The organism is Reyranella sp. GW821-FHT12G01 (assembly GCF_058806575.1).
Genome location: NZ_JBXAPV010000001.1, coordinates 1,263,418 through 1,281,205 on the forward strand (window position 1 = coordinate 1,263,418; position 17,788 = coordinate 1,281,205).

Here is a 17,788-nt window from a genome sequence, read left to right on the forward strand (position 1 = left end):
CTCGAGCCATCTCTGTTGCTAATAGCTGGCAGAAATCGCCTAACGCGATTGGACCACACTGGTCCCTCCATCGTGCTGGCGACAAGAAGATGGGGATGACACGTGAGCAAGACGGGCGATCCTTCAGAAATCCGATATCTCTTCCGCTATCGCGATTTGGTCGCCAAGACCTTGGAAGAGCACCGAAAGATTATTGAAAAGGACGGGGTTTGCTGGTGGGGATGGTGGAAGCGGCCGTCTGAGGCAAGCCGCATGGAGATTTGGCAAACACTGCAATCAGAGGCGTCTCCAACGACACCCGTCAAAGTTGGTCTGTTCGACTCGGGGTCGGGCAAAGTGAACATTGCAGAGGTAGTAGGCGTAGTTCTGCCGGAACCAAGCCCGCAAGGTGGAGAGCATCCAAGCGTCCCGGCAGAAGAGCAGACCCTCATTCCATCTTACTATCGCAAGAGCCCGTTTAGCATGGCCTGGATGAAGTTGAGGGCCATTGAAGGAGCACCCGAACCATTCTTCGATAAATATTCTTTTGCAGAGTCACCTTCGCTTCCAAATTACCCTCAGCATGTCTTGGACCGCTTCAAGAGTAAGGTTGTTATCGAGGCCGATGAACTTAGGGGTATGGATACGACGATCTGGATCGTTCGCCCTCGGCAGTCAACGGACAACGCCGACCGGATCATTCTGACCGTCCCAGGTGCTCCTCATCCTATATCAAACGAGGCGATCAACGCACCAGGGATGAGTATTCTGCACATTACAGATATTCATTTGGCGTCCGGAAAATTTCGGAAACAGCACATTTGGCGTTTGGAGGGGGAGGACGGTTCCAAAGACACGCTGGCAGAAGCGGTAACACGAGCTATTCGAGAGAAGGAGAAGATTGGGCTCGTCATTATCACGGGTGACCTAACTTTCTTGGCATCCAAGGAGGAGTTTGACGCAGCTTCCAGCGCAATCTTTAGAATATTGGGAAACTTGAACCTCGGCCGCGAGCACCTCGTCATTGTGCCGGGCAATCACGATATTGGTTGGTCCGATGATGTCGGAAATTATACTGACGGCGCCGAGGTGAATGTAGCATCAGACAAAGCGACTCAAAATTATCGAAATTTCTATTCTGCTGTCTTTGGGCACGACCCCAACAAACATTTGTCGATGGGGCGGCGTTATGTGTTTCCGTCAGGCATTGTTGTGGAAGTTGCGGGTTTGAATTCGAGCTCTCTGGAAACAGGAAAAAATTTCTTGGCTGGGATGGGGCGCATTCAAGAAGCGGCTTTTCAAGACGTTGCGAATGGCCTTGGATGGAACGAAGATGCCAAGTCGGTGTCGATAAAGGTGCTTGCTCTCCATCATCATTTGACTCTAACGGAGAATCTTGAACCTGCTGAAGGTTATAGCAGGGGGTTCGGTCTTGCCGTCGATGCGCCTCGTATCCAACGGATGGCAGCTCGCAATGGAGTCCAGCTAGCGTTGCATGGTCACAAGCATCGCTCGTTTGTCGGGCGGACGACAGTTTACGAACTTTTAGAGGAGACTCAGCCGCGATTCCGGCTTGGTGATTTGTCCATCGTGGGAGGTGGTAGCGCGGGATCGGTCGATACAGAAGGAGGCAGGAATTTTTTCAATCTGATCGACGTGGAAGCAGACGGTTTAAAGTTGCGAGTGTTCCGTTCGCAGAACGGCGGCGCATTCACGCTTATGATGACATGCGTGGGAATGCTAGCTTATGACAAAAGCACTTCGAGAATTGCCCTCGCAGAATGGTCGATATGACATCGTCTCGACCAGAAATTCATTTACTTATCCTCGATTTGGACAATACCCTTTACGACTGGGTAAGCTTCTTTGTCCCGTCATTCTATCGGATGGTTGAAACCGCTAGTCCCATTGTCGGAGTTGCGGTGGAAGAGCTGCTTTCCGATTTGAAAGCGGTGCATCAGCGTTATGGTAATTCTGAACACCCGTACGCGCTCTTGGAAACAAAATCGGTTGCTCGGAAATTTCCTGAGAAAACACGTTCCGAACGTGCTGAGATGTTGGACTCCGCATTTCACGCCTTCAACAGTGAGAGGCAAAGGCATTTGCGCCTGTTCCCTGGGGTAAGGGAAACGCTTGATGAAGTGAGGCGAAGCGGTTGCACTATTGTCGCGTACACTGAGGCTGTGGTTGAGAATAGCGTATTTCGACTACACGCTTTGGGCCTTCTGTCAGACATTCGGCGGTTATATTCACCGGCAAGTTCTGGTTTAGGCCATCCAAAAGGAAAGGAGCTGCGACCGATAGAACTAAAGCCAGATTTCTTGCATGCTTTACCCCCTGATCATCGAAAGCCCGATCCTCATGTAATCGCTGACATCATTGCCGACTACCGAATTGCTTCCAGCCAGGCGCTTTATGTCGGGGACAGCATCACCAAAGATATCGCCATGGCCAAGCTTGCTGGAGTTAACGCCGCTTGGGCAAAATACGGCACGTTGTTCGAAAAAGCTCTTTGGGAGCAGCTTGTTCGAGTCACTCATTGGACCGAGAACGACGTAAAGAGAGAGGCCGATTTGCGCGCTGAATATGCCGGACTTAAGCCAGATGTTGAGTTGGATTCATTTGACCAAATCATTCGATTTTATGACTTTGGCCCATTGGGGCACGGTGCAGCCTAGCAAACGACTGAGACTGCAGCGTGCCACATCAGTTGACTCCCGCTGAAGCTCAGTAGTTCCGAGGTGAAGTCCGGCTGACGACGCTTCCAGCGGGGGACAGCCTGCGCTCTAGACCAGCCGCGTCAGGTTCGTCGTCACGGCTTTCTCCGCGGCGCACTCGGCGATCAGGGGTAGAAGCCTCGTCAGGTGGGCCGCCCCTAGATGCGCATCGATGGCCTTCTGATCGGTCCATCGCTGGAGCAGGTAGTAGAGGCGCGGTTGTTCGGCCTTGTACCACTGGTAGCGCAGGCAGCCCGGGTCGTTCTCGGCCGTTTCCTGCTCGAGTTGCCGCAACAGGTCCTCGGCCTTTTCTTCCATGCCTGGCTTCACCAGCAGCGTGAGGATCCTGTCAATCATCAGACGCCTCCCAGGACTTGTGATGACGATGCCTGTCTCCTCGTTCATTCTCCTCATCGTCGGCGTTCCGTCCAGCCTTCGTCCCATAAAGGTCTTTGCCCTCTCGCCATGACGGACTCCCCTCGCGTCGATTTCTGGCGGCTTGCCGTTCCCATCGCGCCGATCGCGACGGCCGCCGTCATCTTCTTCGGCGTCCTGTTGCTCGGCGGGTTCGACGATTTCCAACCGGTGGGTCGGGAAGTCTCGACGCTCGGCGCGTTCGGCCTGCTCGGGACACTGTGCTTTCCCTTCGCGGCGTATCGGGTGGCGCATCGCAAGTACAACGAGGCCCTGAGTACCGCGACCCGCGCGTGGCCGACCGCTCCCGCGACCATCCGGACCAGTGCGGTGGAGCGGCGGATGACCGGCTGGGCGTCGGCCTTGTGGGCGCTGGATATCGAGTATGACTATGTCGTCGATGGGCAGGCCCATACCGCGACGACCCTGGCCTTTGCGCCGCGCTTCGTCGCCGACAAGGACCTGATCCTGCGCCTCGCCGAAAAGTACAAGGCGAACAGCATCGTCACGGTCCGCTACGACGCGTCTTCGCCTGATGTGGCCGTCCTGGAAACATCCGACGAACTTGTACGCGGAACCGACTGGCGATTCTGGTCGGCCGTCGCGACCCCCTGCGTGGTCGCGCTGATCACGGCGTTGAGGCACCTCTGATCTGCATCGCCGTTGCCGCTATTCGCGGTGCGGTGACATCGCCAAGAAGGCGATAGTCCTCCCCGGCGGCTTCCTCTACGCTTTTGGGAACGCAGGCGAATGACCTGCCTGGGAGGAAACATCGATGCGTCTGTCACGCCGCGCCGCGCTCGGCCTCTTTGCCACGTCACCTGCCTTGGCCGCGCCCGCCGTGTGGGCGCAGGGACGCGCTGCCAGCGATTACCCCAACAAGCGGCTGCGGCTCCTCGTGCCCAGCGCCGCCGGCGGCTACGAGGTCTATGCCCGCATCCTGGCGCCGCGCCTTGCCGAGCTGCTGGGCCAACCCGTCGTCGTCGACAACAAGCCCGGCGCCAACGGCATCATAGGCATGCAGGAGGTCCAGCGCAGCGCGCCCGACGGCTACACCTTCATGTTCGCCCATATCGGCGCCATCTCGATCGGCAGCAGCATCTATCCCAACATGCCGCTCGATCCCGTGGACGACCTCGCGTCGATCTCGGTGGCCGTGACCTCGCCGCTGGTCTGGGTGGTGACGCCGTCGCTGCCCTTCAAGTCGATGCCGGAGTTCATCGCCAAGGCGAAGGCCGAGCCCGGCCAGTGGCGCTATGGCCTGCCGGCCTCGGGCAGCATCCCGCACCTGGTCGCGGAGGACACGAAGATCCGCCACAAGATCGACATGCCCGCCGTGCCCTACCGCAGCACGCCGCAGTCGCTGATGGCGGTGATCAACGGCGAGGTGCCGATCACGGTCGACAGTCTCGGCGCCAGTGCGGGCTACATCGCCAACGGTCAGTTGCGCGCGCTCGCCGTCACCTCGCGTGAGCGTTCGGATCGGCTGCCCAACGTGCCGACGATGATGGAGCAGGGCCTCGATCCGCGCGAATGGGTGGCCTGGTACGCCTTCATGGCGCCCAAGGGCACGCCCGACGACATCATCAAGAAGCTGAACGGCGCCATCAATCAGGCGCTGCAGGAAGAAGCCATCGCCACGCGCATCCGCGAGCTGGGCGCGTCGCCGCGCATCACCACGCCGGCCGAGACGCTCGCCTTCATCACCCAGGAACGCACCGACTTCGGCGCCATCGCGCGCGCCGGCAAGATCCGGGTGGAGTAGCGCGGCGCGCCTAGGCGCTGGCGTAGGCCGACGGAACTTCACAGGCGGGACGGAGAAGCCCCGCATGGAAGACCCATAGTGCGATCGAGCCGAAGGCAAAGCTCCCGAGGATCAGGAACATGGCCTCGAAGCCCAGCGTCTCGGCGATCCAGCCGCCGAGGGCGGGGCTGAGCGCGGCGCCTATGCCTTGGACGGTCATGACCGCGCCCTGGCCCACGTTCACGCGACCCGTGCCGTTCAGGATGCGGGCCACGAGACCGGGAACCGCCACGCTCTGCAGCCCGGCGCCGACGCCGTCGAGTATCTGCACCGGGTAGACGCCCCATTCGTCGATGAAGCCCGCCGCGATCAGGCCGCGGACCGGCAGCGCCACGAACGAGATCAGCAGCACCAGCCAGTAGCCCGATCGTTCGGCCATGCGCATGGCCACGATCGAGGCGCCGATCATCACCGTCTGGGCCACGACGATGGTGATGGCCACGAAGCTCGCGGCATCGACCTGTTTGGCGGCCACGACTGCGATGCCGTAGAGCGGCAGCATGGCGGCATTGCCGAGATGAAACAGCGCGAGCGCCGCGGCGAGGACGAGCAGCGGCTTGCACTCCAGCAGCACGCCGAAGCTGCTCGCCTTGCCCTCGCCATGGCCATCATGGTCGATGTCTTCTTCCAGGCCGCGGGCCGCGCGATGGTCGATCCGGTCGCGCGGAATCATCATCACGGAAATGATCGAAAGCACGCCGAACGCGGCGGCCAGCAGGAAGACCGCGGTGAAGCCGTACATCCACCCCAGCAGGCCGGAGAGCCCGGCGCCGATCACGTTGCCGGCGTGGTTGAAGGCCTGGTTGCGGCCGTTCTGTCGATTGAAGCCGGCCTGCCTCACGAGGCCCAGCGTCATGCCGGTCACCGCCGGGCCGATCGCCGCGCCCGCGATGGCGGTGGCGACCTGTGACAGCGCGACCAGCCAGAACTCCTGCGAGAGCAGGATGATGCCGGAGGCCAGGATCACGCAGATGCCGGGGACGACGACGAAGGCGCGCTTGTGCGTCGTGCTGTCGACCAGCGCCCCGGCCGGCGCGGTCATCACCATGCCGGCGATCCCGCCGATCGTCATGACCGTGCCGATCCAGCCGCTCTGCCAGCCATGCGCCAGCAGGAACACGCCCAGGAACGGACCGACGCCGGCCTGCATGTCGGCCATGAAGAGGTTGAGCGCCTCCAGCGGATGGTGGATGCGGGGCTCCAGAGCCGTCGTCATGATCGGCTTCCCTTTCCCCTAGGAAGGCTGCTGCGCCAACGGCAGCTGCACGGTCACGCGCAGGCCGCCTTCGGGCGCCGTGGCGAAGGCAAGGCTGCCGCCGTACAGCTCGACGAGCTCGCGTGTGATCGAGAGGCCGAAGCCGAAGCCCGGCGCGCTCTCGTCGAGGCGCTGTCCGGGCCTCAACAGCTGGGGAACCTGTTCGGCCGACAGGCCGGGCCCGTCGTCGTCGATCTGCAGCAGAACATTGCGATCTTCGACGACGGCGCGAACCGTCACCGACCGCCGCGACCACTTGAAGGCGTTGTCCAAAAGGTTGCCGGCAATCTCGTCGAAGTCCTGCGGTTCGCAGGCCACGGCCAGCCGGGCCGGCATGTCGGCTGCGAAGGCGATGACGCGTTCGGCATAGACCTTCGTGAGGACCGCGCCGAGATCGCCGATGGCGGGGGCAACCAGGGTCTGCGACCGCGTCGGCCCGGCCAATGCCGCAGCGCGCGCACGGCCGAGATGATGACGGATGTGACGCTCCATGACGTCGACGAGACCGGTGAGAGTTCGATTGCCATCGCTCTTGGTGGACAAAGCCAGGCTCAGAGTCGCCAGCGGCGTCTTCAGGCCATGGGCGAGGTTGGCGACGTGCGCACGGGCGCGTTCGAGATTGGCGGCGTTCTGCGTCAGGAGCGCGTTGAGTTCGGAAACGACAGGGCGGATCTCCGCGGGCTGCTCCTCGGGCACTTTCTGCTGCCGGCCGGCCCGCACATCGGCAATTGCGTTGCGCAGCCGGTCGAGCGGCCGCAGCCCCAATCGCACCTGCAAGACGATCGCCAGCACCAGCGCTACGCCCAGCACCAGCAACGACAGGCCGAGCGTCGTCATGGCCTCGCGCAGGGGGCCCATCACCGCGTCGCGCGGCGCCGTCGCCACGATCTCGACGCTCGCGCCGTCGAGGACGAGATGCTGGATCCGGTAATGCAGCGCCTGGCCGTTCGGTCCCGGCCCGTCGCCCGGACGCGGCGGCGGACTGGTGCGATGCGGCGGCAGGGGCGGCGGCGGTGGCAGGGACAGCGCCGAGACATCGAGCGTGCCGTCGCCGAGCGCGCGCGAACGCAGCACGTTGCGCGGGCCGCTGACTTGCCAGTACCAACCCCGCGCCGGCCGGTCGAACGGCGGTCCGTCGGCACTTCCCGCCAGCGAGAGGTCGCCGGCTGCATTGGTGCGCAGCATCGAGGCCAGGAAATTGACCTGGGTGTCGAGGCGCTGGTCGATCTGGCCCTGCACGAAGCGATGCAGCACGAAGCCGATGACGATCGCGGCAATCACCAGCGCCACGGCGATGAACACCGAAGCGCCCAGCAGCAATCGCCGTCCCAGCGAAGCGTCAGCTCTCATGGCGCGGCTCTCATGATGCGGGGGCTGCCGTCAGCCGATAGCCGCGGCCGCGCACCGTTTCGATCGCGTCGCGGCCGATCTTGCGCCGCAGGCGGGCGACGATGACTTCGAGCGAATTGGAATCGGTGCCGACATCGCCCTGGTAGACTTTCTCCGTGAGGTCGCCGCGTTCGATCACCACTTCCTTGCGCAGGATCAGGCATTCGAGCACGCGCCATTCCAGCGCGGTCAGCTTGAGCGGCAGGCCGTCCAGCTCGAACACGCCGGTCTGCGCGTCGAACGAGACCGAGCCGCACACGATCTTTGGCGTCGCGTGTCCCGTCGAGCGCCGCACCAGCGCGCGCAACCGCATGATCAGCTCCTCGACCCGGAACGGCTTGGTGAGATAGTCGTCGGCGCCGGCCTTGAAGCCGTCGACCTTGTCGGTCCACCCGTCGCGCGCCGTCAGGATCAGCACCGGCAACTGGCGCCCGGCCTTGCGCCAGGCCCGCAGGACGGCGGCGCCCGGCACCCGGGGCAGGCCGAGATCGAGCACGGCTACGTCATAGGCTTCGGTCTCGCCCATGTGCTGGCCATCCACGCCGTCGGCGGCGATGTCGACCACGAAGTTCTCGTCGCGCAAGGCGCGCGCGATCTGCTCGGCGAGCGGACCGTCGTCTTCGACGAGCAGCACCTTCATGACTCTCCCATCTCCCGGGCACGCCTCATGCCTGCTGAAGTAGCGGACCCAAGCTGAACGCAGCCTGAACTGCCAGGTTCAGCGTGCATTTGGGGGCGAACCCTATGTTGGCGTCATCGCAACACTTACAGGAGGCGATCATGGCAACAAACTCAATCGTTCCGACCTCATCGAAGCAGCGTCACGGCAAGGTCCTCGCGGTCACCGCAAGCGTGCTGCTGATCGCCGGTCTCGGCGGCATCGCCGTCGCTCAGACCCCACCGACCCCACCCGCGCCGCCGGCAGCTGGTGCCGTCCCGCCGCCGCCGCCCGCGCGACCCGGCGTCGCGCCCGTCGCCGCCGCTCCGCAAGCGGTAATGCTCATCACGCCGATGCCGATCGCCAAGCTGCAGCCCTCCGATGTGGTCGCCGTGAAGGGCAGCGTCGCGGAGATCTACGGCAACAAGTTCATCCTGCAGGATGACAGCGGCCGCATGCTCGTCGATCTCGGTCCGCGCGGCGACGACGCGGTCATCGTGACCAAGGGCGAGCAGGTCTCGGTGCAGGGCCGCTTCGATCGCGGCTTCGTGGCGGCCCAGGTGCTGTCGCGGGCCGACGGCCGCAGCGACGCATTCGGCCCGATGGCGCCTCCGCCGCCTCCCGGCCGCGAAGCCGATCGCGGTCCGGGTCGCCGCCCGCCGCCGCCGCCCGCGCCGCGCTGAGTTCACGGGTCGGCCTGAACGGCGACCCCGTTCAGGCCGTCTTTCCTCTCTCGCTTTGTCACTGGAGTTCGCAATGCCCCACGATCATGTCCGCGTTTCCGGCAAGATCCTGCATGTCTTCGCCCACCGGTTCGTCGTCCAGACCAGGGCCGGGGCCATCCTGGCCGACGTCACGCCGCACGGGCTCGACCATGTGGTGCTGCGCGTCGGCGACACTGTCTCGCTGGAAGGCGAGGCGAAGCCGTCCGAGCTGAAAGTATCGAGCCTGACGCTCGACGGCCGCACGGTGAAGATCGAGCACAGGAAGCCGCATCATCACGACCATCATCACCATGAGCATCATCATGGCCCGGCCGATCCGGAAGTGGTTCTGAAGGCGGCGCGCGACGCCGGCTACGAGCCGTTCGCGAAGCCGCGCCGCAAGCCCAAGCACTTCGAGGTTCTGGGCAAGCGCAACGGGCGCTTCACGGAACTGCACATCGAGCTGGACGGCCACATCCGCAAGACCAAGCCCACGGAACGCGACGATCCGAAGTGGGAGAAGCTCGCACACTGAGCCGTCCCGTCCGTTTCACACGAGAGAACGATGTCCCTCTTGCCGGCCACCCTCACGCCCATCGCCCTGCTGCTGGTCTCCAACGTCTTCATGACGTTCGCCTGGTACGGGCACCTGAAGTTCACCGACAAGCCGCTGTGGCTGGTGGTGGTGGCAAGCTGGGGCATCGCCTTCGTCGAATACTGCTTCGCCGTCCCGGCCAACCGGTACGGCCACGAGATCTATTCGGCCGCCGAACTCAAGACCATGCAGGAGGTGATCACGCTGGTCGTGTTCGCCGCCTTCTCGGTGCTCTATCTCGGCGAACGCTTCACCTCTAACCATCTCGTGGGCTTCGCCCTGATCTGTGGCGGCGCCTTCTTCATCTTCAAGGGACCGCTCCCGTCCTGGTGAAATGAGATCGTAACGCGCTGCCGGCGGTGGAAAGAGTGTCGTGGGCCTCTTCCGCCCGCTCGCAAGACGGGTGTAGCCTGTCCCCGCAGCTGGCCCGGATGGATAGCAAGTCCACGAGATGGTGCAGCCTGTGGAGGAAGCATCATGACGTTTCGCCGTCGCACGTTCGTGCAACTGGCCGTGGGTTCTGCTGCGTTGCCCATGGTTTCCCGCGTCGCTCACGCCCAAGCTTATCCATCGAGACCCGCCCGCATCGTCGTCGGCTTTCCCGCCGGCGGCGCGACCGACATCCAGGGACGCCTCGTGGCCGAATGGTTGACCGAGCGTCTCGGCCAGCAGTTCATCGTCGAGAACAAACCCGGCGCCAGCGGCAACATCGGCACCGAGACCGTCGCCAAGGCCGCGCCCGACGGCTACACCCTGCTGCAGGTCGTGACGCCGCACGCGATCAACGCGGCGCTCTACTCGAACCTTCCCTTCGACTTCATTCGCGACATCGCGCCGGTCGTCTGTGCCGCGCGCCTCGCCTATGTCGTTGTGGTGAACCAGACGGTCCCGGTGAAGACGCTGCCGGAGTTCATCGCCTACGCCAAAGCCAACCCGGGCAAGATAAATTATGGTTCGGCGGGGCAGGGCACGCCGCAGAACATCGCCGCCGAGCTCTTCAAGATGATGACCGGCGTGAACCTGGTCCACGTTCCCTACAAGGGCGGCGCGCCGGCGATCGCCGACCTGATCGCCGGTCACGTGCAGGTGGTCTTCGCGCCCCTGTCGGAATCGATCCAGCAGGTCCAGGCCGGCAAGCTGCGGGCGCTCGCGGTCACGACCACGGCACGTCTCGACGTGCTGCCGGACATTCCGCCGATCGCCGACTTCGTGCCGGGCTACGAGGCCAGCGGCTTCGCCGGCATCGGCGTGCCCAAGGGCACCCCGGCCGGAATCGTCGAGCTGCTGAACAAGGAGATCAACCTCGGCCTCGCCGATCCCAAGATAAAGGGCCGGATCGTCGAGCTGGGCGGCACGGTGCTGGGCGGCACGCCCGCGGAGTTCGGCAAGATCCTCACCGATGCCACGGAGAAGTGGGCGAGGGTCATCAAGGCCGCAGGCATCAAGCCGGAATAGGGCCCCCGGGAAGGCCCACGGGCGGATGCTGCCAGGACTTGTAGACGGCTTCGAGACTGTAGCCGTCGGGGTCCAGGACATTGGCCGCGTAGTAGCGCGGATCGTAGTGAAGCCGCGGGCCGGGCGCGCCGTTGTCGGTGGCGCCGGCCGCCAGGGCCGCGGCGTGGAAGGCGTCGACCTCCGCCTGGCTGCGGGCCACGAAGCCGACATGGGTCGCGCGGGCGTCCGCGGCGCCGGGCCTCAGCCAGAAGAAGATGCGATTGTCGCGGCCGAAACCCTTCAGGTCGGGATGGCCCGGCGGCCCGTTCCTTCCGTCATAATCGTGGACGTGGGCGATCCCGAGCGGCGCCAGGGCCCGTTCATAGAAGGCGATCGAACGGCGAACGTCGCTGACCGAAACAAATACATGGTCGAGCATTGATCTTACCCTCGTAGTTGTCTGACATGTCGCCGTGCCCGATCCCAGGATGGGGCCGAATCCGGTTTTCGGGACATCATAGAACGTCGGGAGAACGACCATGCGGCAGAACAAGATCAAGCAGAAGTGGAAGGCGGGACAGTGGGTGTCGCTGGGCTGGCTTTCGGTGTCCCACACCTTCACCGCCGAGGTGATGGCGCGGCTGGGCTTCGACGCGCTGTGCGTCGACCTGCAGCACGGCCTGTCGGAGATGAAGGACGTGGCGCCGATGCTGCAGGCCATCTCCCAGACCGAGACCGTGCCGGTCGTGCGCGTCGCCTGGAACGAGCCGGCCGCCATCATGAAGGCGCTCGACCTGGGCGCCTACGGCATCATCGTGCCGCTGGTGAACAATGCCGAGGAAGCGGCCAAGGCGGTCGCCGCCTGCCGTTATCCGCCGGTCGGTATGCGCTCCTCCGGCCCGGTCCGCGCCGTGCACTATGGCGGCCCGGACTATGTCGCCAAGGCCAATGACGAGATCGTCGTGATGGCGATGATCGAGACCAAGGAAGGCATCGCCAACCTCGACGCGATCTGCGCCACCCCGGGCCTCGACGCGGTCTATATCGGACCGGCCGATCTGTCGTTTGCGCTCGGCCTCCCGCCGCGCGGCGACAATCCCGATCCGCTGCACATCGCGACCTGCGACAAGATCCTGGCGGCCGCACACAAGGCCGGCATCAAGTGCGTCATGCACTGCGCCACCGCCGAGTTCGCGGCCGGCGCGATCAAGCGCGGCTTCGACATGGTGATGGTGACCTCCGACCTGTCCTGCATGATCGCGGGCGCCAAGAGCGAGCTCGAGATCCTCAAGAAGAAGACGGCCTGAGCTTCGGCCTTATGAACGGTGAATCCGGGCGGCAACGCCCGGATTTGCTTTTGTATGAGTGCGTATTCCGATTTTCGAGGGACATGACATGGGCAAGCGCGTTGCGGGTAAGATTGCGGTCGTCGTGGGCGCGGGACAGACGCCGGGTGAAACGATCGGCAATGGCGCGGCCATCGCCCTCTTGCTGGCGCGCGAGGGCGCGACCGTGCTGTGCGTCGACCGCGTGGGCGAGCGCGCCCAGAAGACGGTGACGGAGATCGCCGCCGACAAGCTCGTGCTCGACAGCGGCGCAGCGCCGGTCCTGTCGGCGATGGCGGCCGACATCACCGACGCGGCCGACTGCGCGCGCATCGTCGAGGAGGCGAAGAGCCGCTACGGCCGGATCGACATCCTCATCAACAATGTCGGCATCGGCGGCAGCGGCGACGCGCCGGCGCATCGGCTCGAGGAACAGGTCTTCGACCGCATCCTCGACGTGAACCTGAAGGGCATGTGGAAGACCACCAAGGCGGCACTTCCGATGATGCGCGAGCAGGGCGGCGGCTCGATCGTCAACATCTCCTCGCTGGCGGCGATGAGCGGCGCCACGCAGCTCGCCTACGAAGTCTCCAAGGCGGCCGTCAATCGCCTGACCACCCATGTCGCGCAGTCGAACGCCCGCTACGGCGTGCGGGCCAACGCGATCATGATGGGCTTCATGGACACGCCGATGGCGGTCACCGGCATCGCCCAAGCGACCGGCCGCACCACCGACGCTGTTCGCGCCGAGCGCGACGCCATGGTGCCGCTGCGGCGCAAGATGGGCACCGGCTTCGACACGGCCTATGCCGCGCTGTTCCTCGCGTCCGACGAGGCGCAGTTCGTCACCGGCGAGATCCTGCGCGTCGACGGCGGCATGGGACTGGGACTGGCCTAGGGGCTGGCCTAGCCCGCTATCGTCTTCGGCCCGCGGTTGCGCTACTAGGAAGGCGCTGAACCGCGATTTGGGAACTTGGGGTGGGAAATGAATCTCATATTCATGACGTGTGCGCAGTCGAGTGCCGTGGATAGCCAGACCGGCCGGCTGAGCCTTTTCCACCTCCTGGAGCAGGTCCAGGCGGCGTCGTTCCCGACCGCCATGTCGCTCACGCTCGTCGGCCTGTTCGTCAAGGACCCGAGCGAAGCCGACGATCAGTCGGTGCGGCTGAAGGTCGATCTCGACGGCAAGGCGCTGTTCGATTCGCCGGTGAACTTCTCGTTCAAGGGCAAGCAGCGCAGCCGCGTGCTGACGGCGATGAACGGCCTCGGCATTCCGGGACCGGGCGTCCTGTCCTTCGCGTTCTCGACCGAGGCGGGCGACCCGCTCGGCTCGCCGTGGAGCGTGTTCGTGGAAAAGACGGCGGGCGCGGGCTCAGCCGCTTAAGGCTTCGGCGGCGGCTCCCCGGCCTCGGCGCGCCGCAGCTCTTCGGCGCGCCCGCACGCGGCGGCGGCGTCGCCGTACTGCTTCAGGTCGAGATGGGCGCGTGCCAGGAACTCGTAGTGCACCGCCTTGCGGTAGGCGCTCGAACTCACCTTCCTCAGCAGCGCCCGCGCGGCGGGGCGTTGCTGTACGGCCACGAGCGTCCGGACGGCGAGGCAGGTCGCCTCCAGCACCAGGTCGCGTGGCATCTTCAGCGCCGTCGCGCGTTCGTAGAGAGCGACTGTCCCGTTCCAGTCGCTGCGCGCGAAGGCCACGCGCATTTCCCTGACGAGGTTGGCGGCCTGTGCGTCCTGCGTGTCGTCGGTCATTCAGCGTCCACCATTCCCTAAAGAAGCTCGGTGATCTGCGTCGATATCTTGGGAAACGTCTCGAGCAGCCATTTCACCTCGAGCGGCGCCAGGATCAGCAGCTTCACCATGGTCTCGGTGCGGGCCGATTTCTTCGCGACCGCCGTCCGGCCGCCGAACGCATCGCCCGGTCCCAGGCGCTGGCGGTTGCGTCCGCGCTCGACGTCGACCTTGCCCTCGGCGATCAGGAACAGCGATCCCACGGTCTCGCCGCGCCGCACGATGTATTCGTCCGGGCCGTAGGTCCGCGTGCCGACCGACGGCAGGATGTTGATGATGGCGGCGGCGTCGATGCCGGCGAAGATCGGCATGCGGGCAATGAGTCCGCCGGTCACGACGAAGTTCTGCCGCGCGATGATGTTGGCGAAGGCGGTGGCGACGATGCCGGCCGGCAGCGCCAGCATCAGCAACCCGACCACCATGGTGAGCGCGCCGATGATGCGGCCCCACGGGGTCATCGGAACGACGTCGCCGTAGCCCACGGTGGTGACGGTCGCGACCGCCCACCACATCGAATCGGGAATCGAGCCGAACTTGTCGGGCTGCGCCTTGTGCTCCAGCACGTAGAGGAAGCCGGCGGAGATCAGCACCACCGACGCCAGGATCAGGATGCAGGCCATCAGCGCATGACGTTCGGCGCGCACCGCCTCGACCAGCGAATGGAAGCCGGGCGAGTAGCGCGCGAACTTGAAGAAGCGCAGCAGCCGCACCAACACGATCACGCGCAGGTCGACGTCGGTGAGCTGGCCCAGGATGAAAGGCGCGACCGCCAGAAGGTCGATCAACCCCTCGACGCTCACGATCCAGCGCAGCCGCGCCTTCCACGCCGTCTCGCCGCTGCGGAACGATCCTTCCGGCGCGACCCAGACGCGGAGCCCATACTCTGCCGCGAAGATGAACAGCGAGACGCTTTCGATCGCGTCGAAGATCCTGCCGTAGACGAGGTCCATCTCCTCGACGGTGCTGAGCACCGACGTCGCCACGTTGAGCAGGATCAGCGCGAAGAGACCGTAACGCACGCAGAGGACGGCTCGCGTCCTGGGACCGCTTCCGTCCAGCAGTTGAAAGGTCCGCTGCCGCAGGTTCAATGCGTCCACTCCAGCCGATAGACAAATCACTAGACGATCTGCCGGTGGACTTTGAGGGCGGTGGCTTACCGCACGCTTACGAGGTCGATGCGTTGAGAATCACAGACGCTGCGTCGTCATTGCGTGTGATGCGTTCAGGCGCGACCCACAAAAAAGCGGCCCCCGAAGGGGCCGCCAGATCGATGAGAAGAGAGAGGTGCGCTGCCGCTTACTGCGTGCAGGGCATCACGACGTTGCGCTGTTCGGCCGTCGACCAGGTCGAGACGCCGCAAGTCGGCTTGGCGCCGCCCGCGGTGCTGGACTGGGTGGTCGTGCTGCCCACACCCGCGCCGCAGGGCATCACGACGTTGCGCTGCTCGGCCGTCGACCAGGTCGAGACGCCGCACTTGGTGCCGGCGGCATCGGTCGCCGTGCTCGAGCTGGCGCCGCCTGCCGCGCAGGGCAACACGACGTTGCGCTGCTCGGCCGTCGACCAGGTGGAGACGCCGCAGCCCGGCGTCGCCTGCTGCGCCGTCGCCGAAGTCATCCAGATCGCGGAAGCCGACAGCACGGACAGGGCCGCAACAGTTCCCATAGCAAGAATACGCATGATCCAGTCTCCCATTCTTGTGCAGCTGAAATAGATCGAAGCAGCTGCACGCTATCGGGGAGTCCGGGGGCGCTCTGTGAACCAGGTTACAGAGCCGCGAAGAATCTTCGCCGTGGGGAAGCGGGCCTTTACGGCGCGTTGGCGGTCGAGGTCGAACGCTCGATCATCATGTCGAACTCGCCGCGATCGGTGTTCACGGAGAAGCGGATCGAGCGGCCGACGGCATGTCCGGAAATCGTGAAGGGCCCGACCGCATTGCCGTTGCCGCGGATCGGCACCGGACAGTTGAGGTCGCCCCGGCCGCCGACGTCGCCCGCGAGCGAAATCGTCATCGAGAAGCGGCTGGGGTTGCAGCCCGCCACGTCGATCGTGCCCGAACCGCTGCCGCTGGTGATCAGCACATGCGCGGTCAGCGATTGCTGCGTGCCGCGCCGGCCGCCGACATAGGCGCCGTCGAAGCTGTTGGTCGGCGAGGGCGGTGGCGTCGCGGGTGGCGCGGGCACGACGGCGCGCGTCTCGTCGGCCTTGTGCCGCTCGTCGTCCCATTGCGCGATGGCGGGCGCGGCGATGGTCAACAGCTGCGTGCGTTGCGCGGCCGTCAGGAACCCGGTCGACGGCGCACCGATCTTCTTCTGCCAGCCCGCGATCATGTCGCGCGACCGGGGACCGAGCCGCCCGTCGGTGCCGCGCGTGTCGAAGCCCAGCGACGTCAGCGCCACCTGCAGGTGCTGGCGATCGGCCAGCGCCAGATGCAGCGCGGCCTCGGCGTTCTCGGCGTCGCTCTTCAGCTTGTTGGCGGCGGCGATGGCGGCCTCGGCCTCGGCCTTCTGCTTGGCCGTGGCCTCGAGCTTGTCCTCGGCCCGCCGCCGCGCCGCGGCTTCCTCGTCGGCCTTCTGTCGCGCCGCCTGGGCCTGCGCCAGCGCCTCGTCGGCTAGGCGCTTGTTCTCGGCCTCGATCACGGCCTTGCGCAGCGCCTCCTGCTCGGCCTGGCGCAGCGACGCCATCTCGACCTCGGCGAGGCGATGGGCCTCGTCCTCGGCCGCGCGCTGCGCCGCCGTGTTGCTGAGCTGGTCGGTGAGCTGGTGCTGGTTGGCGCTCGTGCCGTCGCGCCGGCTGCCCTCGATCCTCTGCCGCATCTCTGCCAGGTCGGCTTCCGCCTTCTGCCGTTCGAGCCGCGCCTTCTCGAGATCGGCCACGGCCTGTCGCAGCGCCTCGGCATCGGCCTCGGCCTTGCGCTCGGCTTCTTCCTCCAGCCGCTTCTTCTCGGCCGCCGCCGCATCGGCCGCGCGCCGCTCGACCAGCAACCGCTCCAGGTCCTCGACCTTCAGCGCCTGCAGGTCGGCAAGCGTCGGCGGCGGGCGTGGCGCGAGCGTGACATAGGCGACGCCCGCCAGCGCGATGCAGCCGACCGCGGCCACGGCCCAGACGCCAAGCCGCATCCACGGCGACGGCGCCGCCGCGGGCCAGACATAGGCCGGCGCGATGCCCGGCACCGACGGCCAGTCCGCGGGATGCCAGCGCACGAGGAACGCCTGGATCGGCCGGTCGATGTTCTTCAGCGCGACGTCGCCCATGTCCTCGAAGGCGGCCTTCTGACGGCCCGCCACCGCTTCCCAGACATTGCGCGACACGACGATGCCACCGGGCGGGGCCTGCTCCTGCAGGCGCGCGGCCACGTTCACGTCGTCGCCGTAGAGGTCGTTGTGCTCGATGATGACGTCGCCGATGTGGATGCCGAGCCGGAACCAGATGGCGTCGTCGGCCGGCTGGTTGCGATTGGCCTCGGCCATGGCCTGCTGGAACTCGATGGCGGCGGCCACCGCGTCGACGGCGCTCGCGAACTCGACCAGGCCGCCGTCGCCGGTCAGCCGCACCACGCGGCCGTCGTGGCGCGCGGCGAACGGCGCGAGCCGGCGGGTGAGATGCTCCAGCAGGCGCGCGACGGTGCCGCTCTCATCGCGGGCGATCAGCCGCGAGGATCCGACGACGTCTGCGAAGAGGATTGCCGCCAGCCGGCGGCGCTGTCGATTCACGGAACCATCCGCCCCT

Annotated in this window: 20 protein-coding genes; 11 read left to right on the forward strand and 9 right to left on the reverse strand. The window is 65.2% G+C overall.

Annotation, left to right across the window (positions count from 1 at the left end; genetic code table 11):
* Positions 1 to 102 precede the first annotated feature (102 nt).
* Positions 103 to 1,773 carry an anti-phage phosphoesterase gene (locus AC1RP5_RS06215; RefSeq protein ID WP_493109740.1) on the forward strand — a complete coding sequence of 557 codons (1,671 nt, stop codon included), beginning with the start codon at positions 103 to 105 and terminating at the stop codon, positions 1,771 to 1,773.
* Positions 1,761 to 2,657 carry an HAD family hydrolase gene (locus AC1RP5_RS06220; RefSeq protein WP_493109741.1) on the forward strand — a complete coding sequence of 299 codons (897 nt, stop codon included), beginning with the start codon at positions 1,761 to 1,763 and terminating at the stop codon, positions 2,655 to 2,657. Before AC1RP5_RS06215 ends, AC1RP5_RS06220 begins: the two co-directional genes overlap by 13 nt.
* A gap of 108 nt (positions 2,658 to 2,765) precedes the next feature.
* Here AC1RP5_RS06220 and AC1RP5_RS06225 read toward each other — a convergent pair whose 3' ends face one another.
* A complete protein-coding gene (locus AC1RP5_RS06225) occupies positions 2,766 to 3,053 on the reverse strand; it encodes a putative quinol monooxygenase (RefSeq protein WP_493109742.1) in 288 nt (95 codons plus the stop codon).
* A gap of 108 nt (positions 3,054 to 3,161) precedes the next feature.
* Here AC1RP5_RS06225 and AC1RP5_RS06230 point away from each other — a divergent pair, with 108 nt between their 5' ends.
* Both AC1RP5_RS06230 and AC1RP5_RS06235 read left to right on the forward strand, forming a co-directional pair.
* Entirely contained in the window at positions 3,162 to 3,761 is a 600-nt protein-coding gene (locus AC1RP5_RS06230) for a DUF3592 domain-containing protein (RefSeq protein ID WP_493109743.1), read from the forward strand.
* A gap of 124 nt (positions 3,762 to 3,885) precedes the next feature.
* Positions 3,886 to 4,875: a Bug family tripartite tricarboxylate transporter substrate binding protein gene (locus AC1RP5_RS06235; RefSeq protein WP_493109744.1), complete on the forward strand. Its 990-nt coding sequence runs from the start codon at positions 3,886 to 3,888 to the stop codon at positions 4,873 to 4,875.
* Between the two features lie 10 nt (positions 4,876 to 4,885).
* On the opposite strand, the gene AC1RP5_RS06240 is transcribed toward AC1RP5_RS06235, so the two are convergent.
* The 3 genes from AC1RP5_RS06240 to AC1RP5_RS06250 are packed head-to-tail and all read right to left on the reverse strand — an operon-like array spanning position 4,886 to position 8,198.
* A complete protein-coding gene (locus AC1RP5_RS06240) occupies positions 4,886 to 6,130 on the reverse strand; it encodes an MFS transporter (RefSeq protein WP_493109746.1) in 1,245 nt (414 codons plus the stop codon).
* 18 nt (positions 6,131 to 6,148) lie between these two features.
* Entirely contained in the window at positions 6,149 to 7,519 is a 1,371-nt protein-coding gene (locus AC1RP5_RS06245; protein ID WP_493109747.1) for a sensor histidine kinase, read from the reverse strand.
* Positions 7,520 to 7,529: 10 nt separating this feature from the next.
* Complete coding sequence (locus AC1RP5_RS06250; protein WP_493109748.1) at positions 7,530 to 8,198, reverse strand: response regulator; 669 nt, start codon at positions 8,196 to 8,198, stop codon at positions 7,530 to 7,532.
* A gap of 140 nt (positions 8,199 to 8,338) precedes the next feature.
* Between AC1RP5_RS06250 and AC1RP5_RS06255 the strand changes: the two genes are divergently transcribed.
* The 4 genes from AC1RP5_RS06255 (at position 8,339) to AC1RP5_RS06270 (ending at position 10,970) form a co-directional block, all read left to right on the forward strand.
* Positions 8,339 to 8,899: a hypothetical protein gene (locus tag AC1RP5_RS06255; protein WP_493109749.1), complete on the forward strand. Its 561-nt coding sequence runs from the start codon at positions 8,339 to 8,341 to the stop codon at positions 8,897 to 8,899.
* 73 nt (positions 8,900 to 8,972) lie between these two features.
* Complete coding sequence (locus AC1RP5_RS06260) at positions 8,973 to 9,455, forward strand: hypothetical protein (protein ID WP_493109750.1); 483 nt, start codon at positions 8,973 to 8,975, stop codon at positions 9,453 to 9,455.
* A 30-nt stretch (positions 9,456 to 9,485) separates the two neighbouring features.
* Complete coding sequence (locus AC1RP5_RS06265) at positions 9,486 to 9,848, forward strand: DMT family protein (protein WP_493109751.1); 363 nt, start codon at positions 9,486 to 9,488, stop codon at positions 9,846 to 9,848.
* A 144-nt stretch (positions 9,849 to 9,992) separates the two neighbouring features.
* A complete protein-coding gene (locus AC1RP5_RS06270) occupies positions 9,993 to 10,970 on the forward strand; it encodes a Bug family tripartite tricarboxylate transporter substrate binding protein (protein WP_493109752.1) in 978 nt (325 codons plus the stop codon).
* On the opposite strand, the gene AC1RP5_RS06275 is transcribed toward AC1RP5_RS06270, so the two are convergent.
* Complete coding sequence (locus AC1RP5_RS06275) at positions 10,957 to 11,388, reverse strand: VOC family protein (RefSeq protein ID WP_493109753.1); 432 nt, start codon at positions 11,386 to 11,388, stop codon at positions 10,957 to 10,959. The genes AC1RP5_RS06270 and AC1RP5_RS06275 overlap by 14 nt on opposite strands.
* A gap of 100 nt (positions 11,389 to 11,488) precedes the next feature.
* Between AC1RP5_RS06275 and AC1RP5_RS06280 the strand changes: the two genes are divergently transcribed.
* The 3 genes from AC1RP5_RS06280 (at position 11,489) to AC1RP5_RS06290 (ending at position 13,658) form a co-directional block, all read left to right on the forward strand.
* A complete protein-coding gene (locus AC1RP5_RS06280; protein WP_493109754.1) occupies positions 11,489 to 12,256 on the forward strand; it encodes an HpcH/HpaI aldolase family protein in 768 nt (255 codons plus the stop codon).
* A gap of 88 nt (positions 12,257 to 12,344) precedes the next feature.
* Entirely contained in the window at positions 12,345 to 13,172 is an 828-nt protein-coding gene (locus tag AC1RP5_RS06285; protein ID WP_493109755.1) for an SDR family NAD(P)-dependent oxidoreductase, read from the forward strand.
* Positions 13,173 to 13,259: 87 nt separating this feature from the next.
* A complete protein-coding gene (locus AC1RP5_RS06290) occupies positions 13,260 to 13,658 on the forward strand; it encodes a DUF6941 family protein (RefSeq protein ID WP_493109756.1) in 399 nt (132 codons plus the stop codon).
* On the opposite strand, the gene AC1RP5_RS06295 is transcribed toward AC1RP5_RS06290, so the two are convergent.
* The 4 genes from AC1RP5_RS06295 to AC1RP5_RS06310 all read right to left on the reverse strand — a co-directional run bounded on the left by AC1RP5_RS06295 (position 13,655) and on the right by AC1RP5_RS06310 (position 17,772).
* The gene (locus AC1RP5_RS06295) at positions 13,655 to 14,023 is read right to left on the reverse strand and encodes a hypothetical protein (RefSeq protein ID WP_493109757.1); all 369 of its coding nucleotides are present in this window, start codon (positions 14,021 to 14,023) and stop codon (positions 13,655 to 13,657) included. The two genes, AC1RP5_RS06290 and AC1RP5_RS06295, sit on opposite strands and share 4 nt — an antisense overlap.
* A gap of 17 nt (positions 14,024 to 14,040) precedes the next feature.
* Positions 14,041 to 15,081 (reverse strand): ion transporter, encoded by a 1,041-nt coding sequence (locus AC1RP5_RS06300; protein WP_493109758.1) that lies wholly within the window; start codon positions 15,079 to 15,081, stop codon positions 14,041 to 14,043.
* 277 nt (positions 15,082 to 15,358) lie between these two features.
* Positions 15,359 to 15,739, reverse strand: a complete 381-nt coding sequence (locus AC1RP5_RS06305) for a hypothetical protein (RefSeq protein ID WP_493109759.1) — start codon at positions 15,737 to 15,739, stop codon at positions 15,359 to 15,361.
* Between the two features lie 128 nt (positions 15,740 to 15,867).
* Entirely contained in the window at positions 15,868 to 17,772 is a 1,905-nt protein-coding gene (locus AC1RP5_RS06310) for an adenylate/guanylate cyclase domain-containing protein (RefSeq protein ID WP_493109760.1), read from the reverse strand.
* Between the last annotated feature and the right edge of the window lie 16 nt (positions 17,773 to 17,788).